This window comes from Paenibacillus borealis (assembly GCF_000758665.1).
Lineage (GTDB): Bacteria > Bacillota > Bacilli > Paenibacillales > Paenibacillaceae > Paenibacillus_AQ > Paenibacillus_AQ borealis.
The window spans coordinates 6,268,553-6,286,122 of sequence record NZ_CP009285.1; the positions used below are offsets into that span (position 1 = coordinate 6,268,553).

The window sequence follows — 17,570 nt, forward strand, 5'->3', positions numbered from 1 at the left end:
TTTCGGATTATGGGCGAGATAATGAGGTAAATGTTGTATTATGTGCAGGATTTCTCATCGAGAAGTTCTTGCGACAACAGCAGCACAGGTCCAAATATTCACTATATAGAGTGAAGTGTAACATCCTCTTATCCGCGCAAAAAACCACTGCCCCGGAGCTTCCGATCCGCAGGGCAGTGGTTTCTTATTTATATAGGTTGCCGCAGAACCTGTGGCTCCCGATTAATCCAATCTCTTCAGCACAGCGATTTCATCACAGGCATGCTGCTTCTTGCAGTTCACGCAATCGGTCCAGACCTTCTCCGGGAAAATCTCTTTGTCCACAACATCGAAGCCGTTTCTGAGGAAGAAATCCACGGCATAGGTCAAAGCCATAATCTTAGGAATTTTCTGGCGTCTGGCCTCTTCGGTCAGCTTCTCCAGAATCATCGAGCCTACGCCTTTGCCCTTGCCTTCATCACGCAGACCAATCGAACGTACCTCAACAAGGTCGCTTCCGAGTCTGAACAGGGATCCGCAGCCAACAAATCTGCCGCCGATTTCGGCAATCACGAACTGATCGATCTGGCGGGCCAGTGCTTGCCTGGAACGGGGCAGCATAATTCCGCGCTGAGCGTATTCCTCTATCATTAGATACAGCGGCTCTACATCCTCCACTGTAGCATTTCTGCATATCACTTGCTGATCTCCCGCAGGAGATACCTTGCGGAACATATCCGTTTTGACAAGCACTTTGACTCACCCCTCGTTGTTAATATGAATAAATATACAACAGAGTGAATTACAATTCAAGGGGTATTTTAAAATTAAACTTCTGTCAAAGCACCGACAAATTCTCCAAATACATCGTTGCCGAACAGGATTCCCTGCTTGCTCAGACGATAGGTGTCCCCGGCCTGCTCCAGCAGCCCGGCCTTTAGCATTTTATGCAGCGATCCCGCAAAAATATCCTCCAGCGACTTCCCGAATTGTGAGCGGAATGCCGTATCCGATACCCCTTCGCGCATCCGCAGGCCGACCATCATGAAATCCTCCATCGCCTCCTGCTCGGAGATAGGGAAGCTGTCCAGACGGGGCAGCCCGCTGCGCGTAGCCTCATTATACGGATTAACGCCTTTGATATTCATATGCCGCTGCCGGCCCACATATCCGTGCGCTCCGGCACCTAGGCCATAATAATCCTCGTTACGCCAGTAAGTAATATTGTGGCGGCTCTCCATTCCCGGCTTGGCAAAGTTGCTGATCTCATATTGCGTATAACCCGCAGCTTCCATGGTGGACATAAGCAGCAGATACATCGCCAGCTCATCCTCTTCATTCGGCAGGGGAAGTTTGTTCTTATTGAATAGAGTGTGGAACAGCGTGTTCTCTTCGACCTTAAGGCTATAGATAGAATAGTGGGGAAGATCCAGCGCCAGCGCCTTGTCGATGCTCTCTCTCAGCATATCCACCGTCTGGTTCGGCAGGCCGAACATCAGATCCAGCGAAAGATTATCCAGCCCGACAGCGCGGGCATTCTCCAGACTACGGTATACATCATTCACATCATGAATGCGGCCGATCCCGCTCAGCAGCTCATTCTGGAACGCCTGAACGCCGAAGCTGACCCGGTTGACGCCGCCTTCCTTCATTACTCTGAGCTTATCAATATCGGTAGTGCCGGGGTTAGCTTCCATAGAGAATTCGATATTCTCATCCCACTGCGGGAAATGTCTGCGGACCGATTGCAGGAAATATGCCATCTCATCAGGCTTGAGCACTGTAGGCGTACCGCCGCCGACAAAAATGGTCTTGATTACACCTGGAGGCGTGTTCTTCACGGTCAATTCCATCTCACGGTCAAGGGCATACAGATACTCCATAACCGGCTGGTCCTTCAGGACATAGGAATTGAAATCGCAGTAGAAGCACTTATTGGTGCAAAACGGGATATGAATATATACGGCCTCAGGGGGACGGCCTTTGTTCGCTGTGTTCATAGCTGTCTCCTTTGTTCTATTTAATGTTAAAAGCTATCCGCAGCCTCTGCTGCTGAAAAGTAAGAAGAAACGGCTGCACCGCCCTGATTAGGACGGCACCCGTTTCTGCGAGAAATAAGCGATGATTATTCTCTTCATCCTGATTCTTCAAGAAATATAACATTTCCAGAAAAGGGAAGCCTTACGGCTTCCCTTGCAGGTCAATAACATAGCCGCAAGCTCCAAGGAGCTTACACGCTGCTACTCAATCTGAAGCACAGCCATGAACGCTTCCTGCGGCACCTCAACGCTGCCGACTTGCTTCATGCGCTTCTTACCTTCCTTCTGCTTCTCCAGCAGCTTCCGCTTACGCGAAATGTCACCGCCGTAGCATTTGGCCAGTACGTTCTTGCGCATCGCCTTAACGGTCTCGCGCGCAACTACCTTCGTGCCGACGGATGCCTGGATCGGCACCTCGAACATCTGGCGCGGAATAATGCCGCGCAGCTTCTCACAGATGACCCGGCCGCGGTTATATGCGCGGTCACGGTGAACGATGAAGGACAACGCATCGACCTGCTCATTATTGAGCAGGATATCCATCTTCACCAGATTCGACTGGCGGTATCCGGAGATCTCATAATCGTAGGAAGCATAACCCTTCGTGCCGGATTTCAGCTGATCGAAGAAGTCATAGACAATCTCGGACAGCGGAATCTCATACGTAATGGTTACGCGGTTCGTATCCAGATACTCCATGTTGACGAATTCGCCGCGTTTGTTCTGGCATAGCTCCATAACTGTACCTACGAAGTCGTTAGGTACAATAATTCCCGCCTTCACATATGGCTCTTCAATGAAGTCAATCGTCCCGATCTCCGGATAATGCGACGGATTGTCGATCTGAATGGTCTCACCGTTAGTCAGCTTAATGCGGTATATAACGCTTGGTGCTGTAGTAATCAGCGGCAGATTGAACTCGCGTTCAATCCGCTCCTGAATGATCTCCATGTGCAGCAGTCCAAGGAAGCCACAACGGAAGCCGAAGCCCAGTGCACTGGAGCTTTCCGGCTCGAAGCTAAGGGAAGCATCGTTCAGCTGCAGCTTCTCCAGGGCTTCACGCAGATCATTATAATCAGAGGTCTCAATCGGATACAGACCACAGTAGACCATCGGATTGATCTTGCGGTAGCCCGGCAGCGGTTCAGGCGTCGGATTCTTGGCATCCGTCACCGTGTCACCGACACGCGTGTCGCCAACATGCTTAATCCCGGCCACAATGAACCCGACATCGCCGATGTTCAGTTCAGGCACAATGGTCATACGCGGCATGAATGCTCCGACTTCGATAACTTCAAAGGTTTTGTCGGTTGCCATCATCTTAATCTTGGAACCGGCACGGATACTTCCGTCCATAACGCGGACATAGACGATAACGCCTTTGTATGGGTCATAGTGGGAATCGAAGATTAGAGCCTTGAGCGGTTCTTCGGAGTTGCCTGTCGGCGCCGGAACCTGCTTAACGACCTGCTCCAGAATCTCCTTAATGCCGATGCCGGCTTTGGCCGAAGCCAGAACAGCTTCGCTCGTATCCAGCCCGATTACATCCTCAATCTCCTGCTTCACCCGGTCAGGATCGGCATTCGGAAGGTCAATCTTGTTGAGCACCGGAAGAATCTCCAGATTGTTATCGAGTGCCAGATACACGTTAGCCAGGGTCTGGGCTTCAATCCCCTGCGCTGCATCCACTACCAGAAGTGCGCCTTCGCAGGCGGCAAGACTGCGGGATACCTCATAGGTGAAATCGACATGCCCCGGTGTATCAATCAGATTCAGATAATAATCCTGTCCATCGTCGGCACGATAGGTCAGGCGTACAGCCTGCAGCTTAATGGTGATGCCGCGTTCGCGTTCCAGGTCCATTTGATCGAGTACCTGCTCCTGCATTTCACGCGAAGTGAGCGCACCTGTATACTCCAGAATACGGTCAGCCAGTGTCGATTTGCCATGGTCTATATGTGCAATAATCGAGAAATTGCGGATTTGTTGTTGTCGTTTCTGAACGTCAGTCATTCCTTACCCCCACAGACAGCCTAATGTTAATCCACTTATTATAACAGTACGGGCTTCGCCCATCAATCCCGCCCGCTGCAGGAATATAAAGAAACGGTCTGGATAGCCAATAACCACAGGAGAATCAATACAAAAGAAACGGCTGCCCGCTCCAATTAAGCGGCAACCGTCGATTACCTTTCAAAGTCTGTCCGGCAGCACACGTACACCTCTTCACTCCTCCGATGAATCGAAGAGGGAGACCACCCAGCGGATGCTTTTCTGCGAAGCCTGCTGCAGCAGACCGGCTGTCTTGTCCGCGAGCACATCTACGGTGGGCTTCTGTTCCTCAGGAATCAGAATCTGCTCAGGACTGAGGGTAGCATAGTCCTTCACTTCCTGCTGCGGAAGACTGCCCGTCCCGTCTGCTGCATCCGTACCAGCTGCAGCCGGCTGCTGCACCGGCAGTACCTTGTAGGCACCCGTAGCCGGATCAATGACAACCGGCACATACACATAGGCTTGCCCGCCCTGGGCCTTACCCGCGGCCGGAAGAGACGCGGCTCCCGCTGTGCCGCTCTGCCCCGCCTGGAGCTGTCCGCCGGCGGCAGTATTCCCGGCTACAGTGTTCCAGCCCGGCAGCACGCCGGAGACTCCTGAACCGCTGCCGCCGCCGAACTGCAGACCCACCAGAAGCCCGACTCCCGCCCATATCCCGACCATGACCAGCTTTTTTCCGAACCGCGTCATATTCCCCGCTCCTTTTCAAGTGAATTAGTTCAGGAAGCACCGCCAGCAGATGTCTTCGTGCTCGTGCCTTCCAGTTTGACATCGCCTTGTTCAGGCGCCGCCGCCTTCTCTGCATCCCGGCTGGCCCAGTACACATCCGCGATGGCATCTGCCAGAATATCTGCTGTCCGCTTCAGCTCTTCGGCAGAATTATCGATTCCGCCTACCTCAATCAGCACGCTGTTCGGGGACAGTGTCTGGTTATACTCCCCATTATTCCCGTTTCCTGAGGATTTCCCCCATATACCGCGCGATACTCCCGGATAATTTTTCTCCAGCAGCTGATGGATCTGATTGGCGAAGGCCTCATTTTGCTTCCAATTCTTATTCGCATGCCCGAGGATGAAATACACCTGCGCATAATTTTTCCCATTGATTTCCGCTGTCGTTTTGCCGTGCCGCTGCGAGTCGCGGTGGATATCGATCAGCTCACTCATTTCCTGATTGGCGGCCATCGCTGATTTCACAGTCATGCGTGAATATTTATAGGAGAAGTTCCAGTTATAATCCGGCACCTCCGTGGCGTAATCCTCCTGTGCATGGACAGTTCCTATCCCGCGGGCTTCCAGCCGCTTGGCAATATATGATCCTACCAGCATTACATTCTTGGAAGGAACCGCAGAGCTTGGATTATCGCTTGCTGCGCCAAGCAGAGGATTATAGGCCTCGCGGGGATGGGAATGATAGATTAGGATACGTTTGACCGAGGTATCCCCGGTACCGTTCTCAGCATCACCGCTTCCGGAATAACCTTCGCTCTCACCAGGGTCTGTACCCGTACCGCTTGAATCCGGTGCAGGCGTAGCCTCCGGCTGCCCAATTTCTCCACCCGGGTTGTCCGTTTCGCCTCCGGCAGGCGGATCATTGGTCCCCGCCTCTGTGTCTGTGCCCAGGTCCGTTCCCGGATCAGCACCGTTTCCCGATTCTCCACCAGCCGCTAATTCATCGACACCGGGATGATAATCCGCAGGCGCCCCTGCGGTACCTGTCCCCCCGGAGCCTTCCCGCAGCAGGAAGGGATCATCTGCCGCAAGGCCGGGCATCTCACGCGATACCAGACTTTTGGGATCACCCGGGTCGACGCTGGTGAGCAGCCGGAATACGAAGGAGGTAACCTTGTCGCCCGAGAATGCTGAAGGCTCCTCACCCTGCGGCAAATGCGGAACCTCCATGCCCAGCAGCTCCATGAAGAATCCGCTGGAAAGTGACGCGGCCAAGCCCTTCATAGAGGGAATGGGTGAAGAGTTCAGCTTCTGTCCGGCCAATCCGCCGGCTCCAAGCAGCATGAAAAATACAAGTGAACCTCCGGCCAGCAGCAGCATCGTTCTTCCCAGCGACAGAACATCCAGCAGCCTTCCCCGCAGCCGGCCAATATTCCATAGCTGAAACCATTTTCTGTTCATGATTGTTATGTCCTCCTCTAAGCCCTCTGTAATCTCTCATACTCCAAATCTATGAGCGAAAGAGTAATGCTAGAACCTCAGGATGAGAGGACATAGAGAAGACCCGCTGACAGTGCTGCCTTGAGGCAGACTGTGCGGGCCTGTGAAGAACGGTGAAGATCAGTGCGTATAGGCTCCGACATTGCCCGGATCTACCGCTTCATGCAGTGCAGCGTTGAGTCCGCTGGCGACAATGTTGGCGATCTCTTCAATAAACTCATCGATTTCTTTGGGAGTAACGATCAGGTCATGCCCCAGCGGTTCAAGTACTTCCTTAACCAGTGCCAGCCGCTCCTGCTCCGAGATATCGTCCAGCAGTCCCATAATCTCTTTGGTATGGGCACCGCCGCCTTCCATCTTCCCGAAATGATTGCTCATCATCTCCAGCACGTTGTTGACGATGGTTGAGGCGTAGCAGACAGTAGGGACGCCAATGGCAATGCAGGGAACGCCCAGCACTTCCTTGGTCAGCCCCCGCCGCTTGTTGCCGATGCCTGAACCCGGGTGGATGCCGATATCGGCAATCTGGATCGTCGTATTGATTCTTTCCAGCGAACGGGAGGCCAGCGCATCAATGGCTATGATCACATCCGGCTTCGTACGGTCTACAATCCCTTGCACAACCTCGCTGGACTCAATGCCGGTCAGGCCGAGCACACCAGGGGCAATCGCACTCACGTTACGGTAGCCGGGCGAGACCTGATCGGGAACCAGTTCATAGAACTGCCGGGTAATCAGCGAATTCTCTACTACCAGCGGTCCAAGAGAGTCCGGAGTCACATTCCAGTTACCCAGTCCCACAATGAGTACAGAGGAGTTCCGGTTAATGCCAATCCTGTCCAGGAAATGCTCGAATTCGCGGGCAAACACGGTGGAAACCTTCTGCTGCAGGCCGGTATCTCCTCCGCGCAGCGCCGGAACCTCCAGCGTCACGTAATTGCCGATAGCCCGTCCGATAGCCTGGGAACCGGCATTGTCTGCTACAGCAAGCCGGGTAACCTTGATGCCATCTGCTTCTTGCACCTCTTCATTGACGCCGGGAATAGGCGCATTGGACCGCGCCTGAGCCATTTCCTTTGCTTCCACTGCCAAATCCGTACGTACCGAATACAGCTGAAGATCCAGTTCCATTATTAGTTCAGCCTCCTTAAGCATATTGCCGATAGTGTGCGAGAGAAAGCCGCTGTTTATACAATCCCCGGTGCTATAATTCAAAAGCTTTTAGTGTTGCTTTTTGTAACCCTTCATGCTAAACTATTTTAAGTTGTGAATCATATGATGATTTCGAATGTCTTCCAGGAGGTGAATGCAATGCCAAATATCAAATCCGCGGTTAAACGCGTCAAGACGATCGAGAAACGCCGTGCACTGAACGCTTCCCAGAAGTCCGCGCTTCGTACAGCTGTGAAAACTGCTGATGTAGCACTGACAGGTACGGAAGTGGAAACTGCTCACGCTGCTTTCCAAGCTGCTTCCAAAAAGCTGGACAAGGCTGTAACTAAAGGCCTGGTTCATAAAAATGCGGCTGCCCGCAAAAAATCCCGCTTGGCTAAGAAATTGAACGCTCTGAAGGCTCAAGCTTAAGCCACGGGCGACAATCATAACGAGCACTTGAAGAACCTGACCGCTATGCTGCATACGGTTAGGTTTTTTTGTGTTCTTTTTTTCATATACCGGAACAGCCCAAGAGCCTGTACACCCGCATGGAAGCGGAGCGGACAGGCTCTTGGGTTACCCTAACCTGTACCTGATTACACGCCAAGACGAAGCATAAACATCTCCAGCCCCAGCACTTTATCAATAGCGCCTGTCTTCATCTGATAATCGAGATCAGCCAGAATGCTGAGAATCTGCCGCAGACGCTGGCTGCCGAACTTCTGGGCCTGCTCTCCCGCCAGCTTCACCGCATAAGGATGCAGCCCAAGCTGGGAGGCAATTTGCCCCTGCGAATAGCTCAGTCCGGACAGATCTTTAACCTGCAGGATGATTCTGAACTGCCGGGCGATCAGCGCCGCGATCTTAATCGGCTCTTCGCGCTGCTTAAGCAGCTCATAGAGTGTATTCAGTGCCTTATCGAGGCGCAGATTCGCGATGTCCTCCACCAGTGTAAATATGTTCTGCTCCGTACCGCGGTGGACCAGACTCTCTACAGCCGCAGCATCCACCTTCCCGCCTGTACCGGCGAACAAGCACAGCTTGTCCATCTCTGCCGACAGGCCCTGCAGCCCGGTGCCGGCACTTGCGATCAGCGCTTCAGCCGTTCCCGGCGCAGCCGTACAGCCCCGGTCGCGGAAGCCCTTCTCCACCCAGCGGAGCAGCTCCTCTGCGCCCAGCGGATTGAAGGCTAAGACGGTACCGGAGGCCTTGGCACTTTTGACGATTTTTTTGCGTTCATCCAGCTTATCGTTATTCACCATAAATACAATCACGCTGAATTCGGCAGGGTGCTGCATATAATCGCTCAGCAGTTCTACGCGGTGTTCAATCTTGGCGTTCTCCTTGCCTGCCGTGAACAGGGCGGCATCCCGCACCAGCAGCAGTTTGCGCTCTACCATAAACGGAACCGTCTCTGCTTCTTCTATGACGGCCTGCACCGGCGTTTCGGAGAGATCGAAGGGAATCACCGCGAAATCGCGGTCCTCTTTGGCTATCAGGTGTTCCTCCAGCATGGCCGTGAATTCATTCATCCGGAATTTCTCGCTGCCATACAGTACATACAGCGGTGAAATCTTCCCCTGCTTGATGTCTTTGGCCGCCGTTTTGGCATCCATCCCGCCACTTCCTTTTCCATTTCATTGCCTGGTTGCGTACAACGTACAACTCATACATTCATACATTTTAACAAAAAAACGTCTGCAAACATAGGCAAAAACGGAGCAACCTCGGCAGCCAGGGCCAAAGTTGCTCCGTTTCAGCGGCGCATCTATATAAACGACGGAGAGGGAAGCTCTAGAAACTTACCATCCGGCGGTCATACCGATGATACTCGCAAATCCTGTAATTCCTGTCCTCTTACCATAGCATATTCCGCAGGTGCTTAAAAAGTTCCAGTTCGCGATTATTTATTGGACGTTGCCGCGTCCGGAGTAATAGCCGGGCTGGAACCAGGGGAAGCCGGGACCGAAGGAGATACGGAAGGCAGCGGCGTTGAAGTGTCCGCCGGAACCGTGTATACCTTCGTTGCCTGCGTACCGTCCTGAAGCTGGGTTACATAGGTGAACTGGCTCCCATCCTCTGACCATACGCCGGAGACCCAGGTCCCTTCTATTGGAAGAGAAGTCAGCGCAACCCGTTCTCCCTCTGCATTGCCTGCCGGAGCCTGGTATATCACAACCTGCTGACCGAACAGTTCTGCCGTATAACGGCCGTCCGGGGAAGGCCATGAAGGCTGGGGGGCTACCAGTGCAGGCAGCAGACCCATCGCTCCAGGCTCCGCTGCGTTCGGATCCTGCAGAGCGCCTTGTTCCGGAACTGCGGTATCAGCCGCCGCATCCTCCTGGGCCGTGCCCATGAAGATCTGGCTTTGGGCAGCCGGATCAGCGGCACGGTCATCATTCCCGCTGCTGCCCTTCCGGGAATTATCTGCCGGCGGCGCAGTGGCATTGCGTTTCGCGGAAGGGGCTTGCGTTGCCGGAGGCTCCTTGGCCGGAGCCGGGCCTGCGTCCGCTCCGTCAGCCTTGTCTGCAACATCCGCACTATCCCCGGCAGCAGGCCCTGTACTGTTCAGAGCCGCGCCCTCAGCATTAGGCTCCGCCGTGGCTGGTTCTGAGAAGAAGACCTCAGCGCCGCCGTCAGTGCTGTTGTTCTGTCCTGCATCCGCCGGAGCTGCATTCTCTGCGGATTCCGTCATCATCTTAGAGGTCGCTTCACTTCCTGCTGCATTATACGCCTGATCCATATCCGCGCCCGGCATACTCTCCGGCATGTTGAAGACGGCGAATAACAGAATCACCGCTGCCGCAGCAGCGCCGATGCCTGTCCGCGTTGCTATTGAAGCGCCCTTGGACTTCTTGCCGCGGGTGCTTTGGCGTGTAAAGGGAACAATCTTGGGATCTTCAGATCCCACCATAACCGGCTCCTCCCGGACGCCGCGGTCCAGCTGTTCAAGCTGCGGCAGGATAGAGTCGACCAGACTGAAAGGAGGCTTCACATCCGGCAGCTCCTCCAGTTGGCGGGAGAGCATCGTCAGCCGGTCAAAGACTTCCGCGCAGGAAGGACAATCGTCGATATGACGGAACATTTCAAGCATTTCTTCCTGACTGAGATCATGATCTAAATAGCGGTGCATCCATTCCATCACCTCCGCGCACTTCATCCTGACACACCACCTTTCTGATACTCCTGAAGTCTATTCTGCAGCTGCGCCCTCGCCCTGAACAGGTAGGATTTCACCGTGTTCAAAGGCAGATCCAGACAGTCTGCAATCTCGTTGTAAGAAAAATCCTGCAAATACCGGAGTACAATCACCGTCCGGTGATGCTCAGGAAGCTGATCGATCGCCTCGCGGATATCCTCCGCCAGGTAACCCGACATCACTTCGCGCTCTACGTTATGTTTATTATCCTGGAACACCATTTCGTGCTCATCGATAGAAACTGTAGGCTTCGTTCTCCGGAACTTGTCAATACAGATGTTCGTCACGATCCGCTGAACCCATGTTTTGAACTGGGCCTTCTCCTCATAGGAGCCGATCTTGGTATACACCCGGATTAATGCCTCCTGGGATGCATCCAGAGCATCCTGTTCATTATGCAGAATGTAGAAGGCCGTCTTATACACATGCCCTTCAATTTCTCGCAATAGGGTGATTAGAGCGTCGCGATCGCCCGCTTGAGCGGCTCTGATGAGTCCCTGCTCCACCACGAAGGTTCCCCCTCTCTATGCAATCTTACTGACGCGCAAGACTGCGAATTTGTTGCAAGCCTGTAATCAATATTTTTGGAATACCAAACTTGGATAATAACGCCATAATGAAGACCAGGTTTCCGTTTTCTGCGGCTGCCGCAGACCGGTCCATAATCCTTACTAAGCATACAGGGGATGCTTCAATCATTCAAATACTCTTTTATAGAATTTTGTTACAAAAATGACATGAAAAGCAGGCAGCCCCGCAAGATAACCCCCTGCGAGAAGACTGCCCTATAATTTATAAAGTGTAGCTGCGCACAGCAGGAGGACAGCATAATTCTCTCTGGAATCATCATCAAGCACATATACTTCCCCCTCCGCAAAAAGTTGCGGATGATTATAGTTCCGGTGCAGCTTATAAAAAGCCCCTGCAGTCACCCTGCAGCCGTGTACAGTGGAGCGGATTTCTATATACTCCGCCTCTTCCATATTCAGAGTGGGATACAGCTTGCTGTGAACATCGTCGCCCGGCATGGCATCACCTTTCAGGAAAGCTTATCAATTTCGGCAGGCGCTTCAGCACCCCAGTCCTAGTTGTAAGTATTGCCCTGATCGGCCTTTTTCCATCATTTACACATCCGGGAAATCACCCGGCCTGCCACAGGCATAAGCGGAACGCCGCACATCTCCAGCACTATAATGAAGGAATTCTCACGACAAAAAAATGCCCTGCCCAATACAGGCAAGACATTTGTCATTATTTATAGGTTTTAGCTCCGTGAACTGATCCGCTTAATTACGCGCCCTTGATCTCCTTGAACTTCGCCACATACTGTGCAGCCAGCTCCGTGATCTGGTCATAACGTCCTTCTTTGGCCGGTGCAGTCAGGTTCCCCCCGATGCCGACAGCGATACAGCCGTTCTTGATCCATTTCTCCATATTGTTCAGATCCACACCGCCGGTAGGCATAATGTTCACATGCGGCATCGGGCCCTTAACTGCCTTGACATAGTCCGGTCCGAACGCACTGCCAGGGAACAGCTTCAGCACATCCACGCCCAGCTTCAGAGCTTCCTTCATTTCATTCAGCGTCATGCAGCCAGGCATATAAGGAATGCCGTAAAGATTACACATTTTGGCTGTATCTTCTTCAAAAGAAGGGCTGACTACAAATTCAGAACCAGCCAGAATTGCGATTCTTGCGGTAAGCGGGTCGAGCACTGTACCTGCGCCGATCACAGCGCGGCTTCCATATTCGGCAACGAGGCGCTTGATCGCCACATCCGCATCCGGAGTCGTGAAGGTGACTTCAATGTTGTTCAGTCCGCCTTCGATACAGGCTGCCGACATTTTATAAGCATCGTCGGCATTATCCGCGCGGATAACGGCTACAACGCCAACAGAAGTGATGTTCTGCAATACTTTGATTTTCTTCATTTAGAAACTTCCTCTCTGGGTACATTCTGATAAGAATATTTATTTAGATAAACTAATTTATCTAATTTACTAACAATAGACTTTATCCTTCTAAGAAAATAGTAATAATATTGTTGCCATCAGTCAATATATATTTATGTGAACAAAGACGATACACCTCAGATAAACGCATCAAATGCTTATGTATCAACGGTTTTCAAATTTAAGTACTCTCTTTTTCTATAAAATAAGACCGCTGAATGAGCAATGCCATATTGTACAAAACCGTTTTATGTGATAATTTCAACTTATATTCTATCCCAAACTTTTTTAACGGGGTTTGTTCTTGAACCTTAGCTTATGCTTACCACACTTTTAGAGTACGCTTCCGTAGCGAGTTTTGCGAAGTGAATTCAGGAAGCCGATGCTATCAAAACTTTTAGGAGGAACTATCAATGAGTAAACAGCTGGATGCAGTCACATTCGGGGAGCCTATGGCCATGTTCTACGCCAATGAAGTTGGCCCCTTGCATGAGGTTACTTCTTTCTCGAAAGCGCTGGCAGGTGCGGAGAGCAACGTGGCTACCGGATTGTCGCGCCTGGAGCACCTGACCGGATATGTGACCAAGCTTGGCGAAGATAACTTCGGCCAATTCATCGTCGGTGCACTAAATAAAGAGAAGATTGATACGGATAGCATTACTACAACCAAGGAGTTCTCCACAGGCATGCTGATCAAATCCAAAGTGCTGACCGGAGACCCTAAGGTTGAATATTTCCGCAAAAATTCCGCCGCCTCCAAGCTGAGCCTGGCTGACTTCAATGAGGATTATTTCGCTTCTGCAGGTCATTTGCATGTGACCAGTATCTCTTCCGCCCTCTCGGCTTCCTGCCATGAGTTCTCGCTGCATGCCATGGAATTCATGAAGCAGCGCGGCAAAACTGTCTCGCTTGACCCGAATCTGCGCCCGACCCTCTGGCCGGACACAGAAACCATGGTCAATACGATCAATGACCTGGCTACCCGCTGCGACTGGTTCCTGCCGGGACATGGTGAAGGCAAAATTCTGACCGGCCTCGATACGCCAGAGCAAATTGCCGGATTCTACCTGGAACGCGGAGTATCTCTTGTGGTGATCAAGCTGGGCCCTGAAGGTGCATATTACAAAACCTCCAAGGGTGAAGAAGGTTATGTGAACGGCTTCAAGGTGGAGCAGGTTGTAGATACGGTCGGTGCCGGAGACGGCTTCGCCGTTGGTGTAATCAGCGCCATGCTGGAGAAGCTGAGCGTAGCCGAAGCTGTGAAGCGCGGCAATGCGATCGGCGCACTCGCCGTGATGTCGCCTGGCGATATGGATGGGCTTCCAACCCGTGAGGGGCTGGAGAAATTCATGAACGCAGGCGTGTAATTTTATAGCATAGAGTATATAAAATCTTATATTTTGAAATAAAGAGCGTCACAACAAGCCACCCGGCTTATTGTGACGCTCCTTTTCGTGCAGAACTTTATATAAACCGTTTTATTTCTTCAGCACCGGCGGGCAGACCGACTGTCCCTGCTGCAGCGAAGGCGGAAAACGGTAGGTAATCGGCACAGAGCCGTCCGCATCGTTGATCAGGGAGAGCATAATCTTCGCAGCCTGCATGCCCATCTCATAAGCCGGCTGGCGGATCGTAGTGATGTCCGGATTATAGATCCGGGCGAATTCAGCATCGTCAATCCCGATGACGGACAGCTGGCCGGGAATGGCAATGGCATTATGGTTCGCGTACTTAAGGATCTCCCCCAGTACAAGATCATTGGCGGCAATCAGCGCTGTTGGCGGCTGGGGAAGCCGCAGCAGCTCATCCAGCGCGGTGGCGATTTCTTCGCGCGGCACACTGCACATATAGGCATCCTGCAGCGGCAGGCCTGCTTCCTCCATCGCTTTTTTGTATCCGCTCATCCGCTCCTTGCGCGGGGTAATAGCATTCAGGCCAAGCGGCAATGACAATATGGCGATCGCTTCATGCCCGTGCTTGGTCAGCTCCTTGACCGCCGTCTTCACCGCCATCTCGTTATCAAGCAGCAGGCTCTGGGTCGAGATCCCGTCTACCAGCCTATCCATGAAGACCAGCGGGTATTCCGCTTCAATCAGCCTGATGTACGGCGTGGCCTGATCACCGGTCGGGAAAATAATCAGACCGTCCACCTGGCGGGCAACCAGGGTCTCCACATAAGTGTTCTCCTTATCCGCATTCTCGTCGGCGTTGCAGATAATGACCTGAATCCCGTGGCGCTGCAGCTCATTCTCAATCGCCCGGATACACTGGATGGACAGCGAGTAATCAATATTGGCCACAATAATACCCACCATATGCGTACGGTTCTGCTTCAGGCTGCGGGCCAGTCCGTTCGGCTGGTAGTTCAGCTCATCAATAACCTCAGCAATACGCTGTCTGGTCGCTTCACTCATATATTTGAACCGTTTATTCAAAAATTGCGAAACCGTGCTTTTCGATACGCCCGCTTTCTGGGCCACATCTTCTATGGTCAGCTTTTTCATTTACCCCGCCCCACTCTTCTATATAGAACCAAACCTGGTCATTACGTTACCCCTAGTGTTACTAGTGATAAACGGAATAAAACTTTACTTTCTGATATTACCAAAAAGTATAGCTTTTTTTTAGTAAATTATCTATAGGGATTGAGCCGGGAGCGCGGAAAAAGGAAATATGTGCTGTCGAAGGTGGAGGGAAACAGGTGGAGTGATTGACGATTTGCGGATGATGAGACCTTGGGGATTGTGGCTGGCGGGTAGAGATGGCAAGTGGCGTGATATTAGGGGGTGGCGGCCGGTGTAGGCTAGTGACATGTTATCGATAATTGGCTGGGTGCCAGAAGACAAAGAACAAACTTACTAATCAGCACAGCCAAGACGATGGAAACGGACTGAGATGCGCTTATTTTCTCAAAAAGCATCATTTCGCCCGGCTTGCGGACTCCAGTGCTCTTATTCAATGTAACTCACCCGAAAAATGCGCGATTGGGAAACAATAAGCGCACTCCAGTCCGCAAAAGTGGTCAAATGTGCCAAATCAAGATAATAAGCGCTTTACAGTCCGTAAGGCTAAAATTAAAGAACAAATGTGGGCGGGGGGGAAACGATGAAGAGGGATCCCTGGTTTCACAGGAATTCCTCTATTGGCACATAGAGAATTTCAACACCAGCACAGCAACTTCTGCAAGTCAGCTTGCTCTGTACGGAATTCCTCCCATCAATTTTCTATTGAGGTGGGATCAATTTTCACGCCATATTCCTCATACCACCAATCGTAAAACCATTGCTGGCCTGTCTTCATACCAATCTCAGTACTCCGTTGCTCTCCGTTAACTTCGTAATGGACTATGGTGCCTGGTTCTTTTGAATTCAGAGTAAGTTCTCCATAATGCATCATGGAGGGTCTTTCCTGCTCCTCTGTCGTTATCTTGCCTGTAAGTACTTGCACGTTGCCTGTTGCAATATCATACAGCTTATTCTGCTGAGTATAGCCGCCTTTTCCATCATCCGTGTAGTAAACAACCAACAGCTCTGACTTTTCGGGATTAAGGGCCATAAAGGATTTATAGACTTGATATGATTCATCCATGGTCAGAAGTTCTCGGGGAACAGGAATTTCTTGCTCTGTTGCCTGTCTGACATCCATTACAAATAGTTTGGGAATTGAACGTTTCTGCTTCTCTCCTATACTATAGCTGCTGCTTGAAAATATAAGATAATCCTCAGCTCCGATTAGACCGCCCAACGAATAGTAAGACTGGGCACCGCCCGCATACAAAGGAAAGGTATATATCCGCCGGGCTGTATCCGCTGACAGCTCCGGGTGCCCTTTTGGGGTTAGATAAAGGATATACGGCTCTGTATTGTGTGTATATTTGGGCTTGAGATAATCAACCATTGGAGGAGGAAGCGACCAGACTATCCCGGCGGAAGTCTCAACAGCCATCGCAGCACCCTTATTCCGGTCCAGTGGAAGTGGCATATAATACTTAAGCCCGCCTAGTTCAAACTCCGCAGAGATCTTATACAGCCCCAGACCATGCGGCGCTGCGGAAGAAGCAGTTGCAGGTGATGCCGAAGGCTGAACTGCCGCTGCACCAGAACTTTGGTTAAAGATCGCCGCCAGCTGCCCCATAGGATTGCTGTTCCCCCATTGTCCAGACGGCCAGAGCAGCACGCCGAACAGCAGCACCGCTACCAGTCCTCCCATGCCTGCCATACGCCCAAACTGCTGGTGTTGCCCGCTTTTTCCCGAAGAACGCTCTTCGGCAGCCTGTTCAATCCGCGCCATCAGCTGCGGTGTAAAGCCCGGCTCGGCCAGCGGGTTGCGCCCTGCTTTGCCATACCAATCCTGCGTTCCGCTCATCACTTGTACTTGTTCGTCCCCGTATTCCTTCTTCACAGGTCTTCCTCCTTTATCGCCGTTCTCACTTTATCTCTGGCCCGGCCCAGCCGGGATTTGACGGTTCCCTGCGCGATGCCGAGCAGAGCGGACATCTCGGCTACCGATAAGTCCTGCTGAATATCCAGCACCAGCACCTCTCTGTACTTATCCGGCAGCCCCATGATGATCTCCCAGATGCGGTTCGCATATTGATTGCCGATGGCTTCCTTTTCTGCGGACAAGGCTGCTTCTCCGGTATCCTGCCGTTCGCCAAGCGGAGCGAACCTGCGCCAGAAGCTGTTCCGCCTCCAGCTGAACGCGGTGTTGCGCGTGATGGTCAGCAGCCAGGTTTTCAAAGTGGCCTGGCCCCGGTACTTGCCGACACTCTTATATGCCTTAAGGAATACCTCCTGGCTGATATCACTTGCCTGCTCCCGGCTGCGGGTCAAGAAAAACGCATAATTCCACACATCCGGGCCGTAAGTCTCCATCATTTCCCGCAGGGTCATGGACGGAGCGATGGTCACGCTATAAGGCATCTCTCTACTTTGCATGCTTCTCTCTCCCCTCTCGCCCAATAAGACTCAGCAGCTCCGAAACGGTTCCCAATAAACCCCATATTGATAGCAAAAATTATTT

General features: G+C 52.1%; 17 protein-coding genes. 2 read left to right on the forward strand and 15 right to left on the reverse strand.

Annotation, left to right across the window (positions count from 1 at the left end; genetic code table 11):
- Nucleotides 1-222: 222 nt before the first annotated feature.
- From PBOR_RS26580 to gpr, 6 genes are all read right to left on the reverse strand, one after another.
- Complete coding sequence (locus PBOR_RS26580) at nucleotides 223-714, reverse strand: N-acetyltransferase (RefSeq protein WP_042219970.1); 492 nt, start codon at nucleotides 712-714, stop codon at nucleotides 223-225.
- Between the two features lie 92 nt (nucleotides 715-806).
- Nucleotides 807-1,979 carry a radical SAM family heme chaperone HemW gene (hemW, locus tag PBOR_RS26585; protein WP_042216864.1) on the reverse strand — a complete coding sequence of 391 codons (1,173 nt, stop codon included), beginning with the start codon at nucleotides 1,977-1,979 and terminating at the stop codon, nucleotides 807-809.
- A gap of 240 nt (nucleotides 1,980-2,219) precedes the next feature.
- Nucleotides 2,220-4,031, reverse strand: coding sequence for a translation elongation factor 4 (gene lepA, locus PBOR_RS26590; RefSeq protein WP_042216867.1), 1,812 nt, complete (start codon nucleotides 4,029-4,031; stop codon nucleotides 2,220-2,222).
- 213 nt (nucleotides 4,032-4,244) lie between these two features.
- Nucleotides 4,245-4,760: a hypothetical protein gene (locus PBOR_RS26595; protein WP_042216869.1), complete on the reverse strand. Its 516-nt coding sequence runs from the start codon at nucleotides 4,758-4,760 to the stop codon at nucleotides 4,245-4,247.
- Between the two features lie 29 nt (nucleotides 4,761-4,789).
- On the reverse strand, nucleotides 4,790-6,202 hold the full coding sequence (locus tag PBOR_RS26600; protein WP_042216871.1) for a stage II sporulation protein P: 1,413 nt from the start codon (nucleotides 6,200-6,202) through the stop codon (nucleotides 4,790-4,792).
- A 159-nt stretch (nucleotides 6,203-6,361) separates the two neighbouring features.
- Nucleotides 6,362-7,372 (reverse strand): GPR endopeptidase, encoded by a 1,011-nt coding sequence (gpr, locus tag PBOR_RS26605; protein WP_042139471.1) that lies wholly within the window; start codon nucleotides 7,370-7,372, stop codon nucleotides 6,362-6,364.
- Nucleotides 7,373-7,552: 180 nt separating this feature from the next.
- Between gpr and rpsT the strand changes: the two genes are divergently transcribed.
- Complete coding sequence (gene rpsT / locus PBOR_RS26610; protein WP_039309591.1) at nucleotides 7,553-7,825, forward strand: 30S ribosomal protein S20; 273 nt, start codon at nucleotides 7,553-7,555, stop codon at nucleotides 7,823-7,825.
- Nucleotides 7,826-7,992: 167 nt separating this feature from the next.
- Here rpsT and holA read toward each other — a convergent pair whose 3' ends face one another.
- From holA to PBOR_RS26635, 6 genes are all read right to left on the reverse strand, one after another.
- On the reverse strand, nucleotides 7,993-9,012 hold the full coding sequence (gene holA, locus PBOR_RS26615) for a DNA polymerase III subunit delta (protein ID WP_042216873.1): 1,020 nt from the start codon (nucleotides 9,010-9,012) through the stop codon (nucleotides 7,993-7,995).
- Between the two features lie 287 nt (nucleotides 9,013-9,299).
- Nucleotides 9,300-10,556, reverse strand: a complete 1,257-nt coding sequence (locus PBOR_RS26620; protein ID WP_042216875.1) for an anti-sigma factor family protein — start codon at nucleotides 10,554-10,556, stop codon at nucleotides 9,300-9,302.
- A complete protein-coding gene (locus PBOR_RS26625; RefSeq protein ID WP_039309588.1) occupies nucleotides 10,553-11,104 on the reverse strand; it encodes an RNA polymerase sigma factor in 552 nt (183 codons plus the stop codon). The genes PBOR_RS26620 and PBOR_RS26625 overlap by 4 nt, the downstream gene beginning before the upstream one ends.
- 25 nt (nucleotides 11,105-11,129) lie before the next feature.
- The gene (locus tag PBOR_RS37170) at nucleotides 11,130-11,294 is read right to left on the reverse strand and encodes a hypothetical protein (protein WP_157764134.1); all 165 of its coding nucleotides are present in this window, start codon (nucleotides 11,292-11,294) and stop codon (nucleotides 11,130-11,132) included.
- Nucleotides 11,295-11,380: 86 nt separating this feature from the next.
- Nucleotides 11,381-11,623 (reverse strand): hypothetical protein, encoded by a 243-nt coding sequence (locus PBOR_RS26630; RefSeq protein WP_042216876.1) that lies wholly within the window; start codon nucleotides 11,621-11,623, stop codon nucleotides 11,381-11,383.
- A 262-nt stretch (nucleotides 11,624-11,885) separates the two neighbouring features.
- The gene (locus PBOR_RS26635) at nucleotides 11,886-12,527 is read right to left on the reverse strand and encodes a bifunctional 2-keto-4-hydroxyglutarate aldolase/2-keto-3-deoxy-6-phosphogluconate aldolase (protein WP_042216878.1); all 642 of its coding nucleotides are present in this window, start codon (nucleotides 12,525-12,527) and stop codon (nucleotides 11,886-11,888) included.
- A 434-nt stretch (nucleotides 12,528-12,961) separates the two neighbouring features.
- Between PBOR_RS26635 and PBOR_RS26640 the strand changes: the two genes are divergently transcribed.
- Nucleotides 12,962-13,915 carry a sugar kinase gene (locus PBOR_RS26640; protein ID WP_042216880.1) on the forward strand — a complete coding sequence of 318 codons (954 nt, stop codon included), beginning with the start codon at nucleotides 12,962-12,964 and terminating at the stop codon, nucleotides 13,913-13,915.
- A gap of 111 nt (nucleotides 13,916-14,026) precedes the next feature.
- On the opposite strand, the gene PBOR_RS26645 is transcribed toward PBOR_RS26640, so the two are convergent.
- From PBOR_RS26645 to PBOR_RS26655, 3 genes are all read right to left on the reverse strand, one after another.
- Nucleotides 14,027-15,052 (reverse strand): LacI family DNA-binding transcriptional regulator, encoded by a 1,026-nt coding sequence (locus PBOR_RS26645; RefSeq protein WP_042216882.1) that lies wholly within the window; start codon nucleotides 15,050-15,052, stop codon nucleotides 14,027-14,029.
- A 712-nt stretch (nucleotides 15,053-15,764) separates the two neighbouring features.
- Nucleotides 15,765-16,949, reverse strand: a complete 1,185-nt coding sequence (locus PBOR_RS26650) for a hypothetical protein (RefSeq protein WP_042216884.1) — start codon at nucleotides 16,947-16,949, stop codon at nucleotides 15,765-15,767.
- Nucleotides 16,946-17,485: an RNA polymerase sigma factor gene (locus tag PBOR_RS26655; RefSeq protein WP_042216886.1), complete on the reverse strand. Its 540-nt coding sequence runs from the start codon at nucleotides 17,483-17,485 to the stop codon at nucleotides 16,946-16,948. The genes PBOR_RS26650 and PBOR_RS26655 overlap by 4 nt, the downstream gene beginning before the upstream one ends.
- Nucleotides 17,486-17,570: the final 85 nt, after the last annotated feature.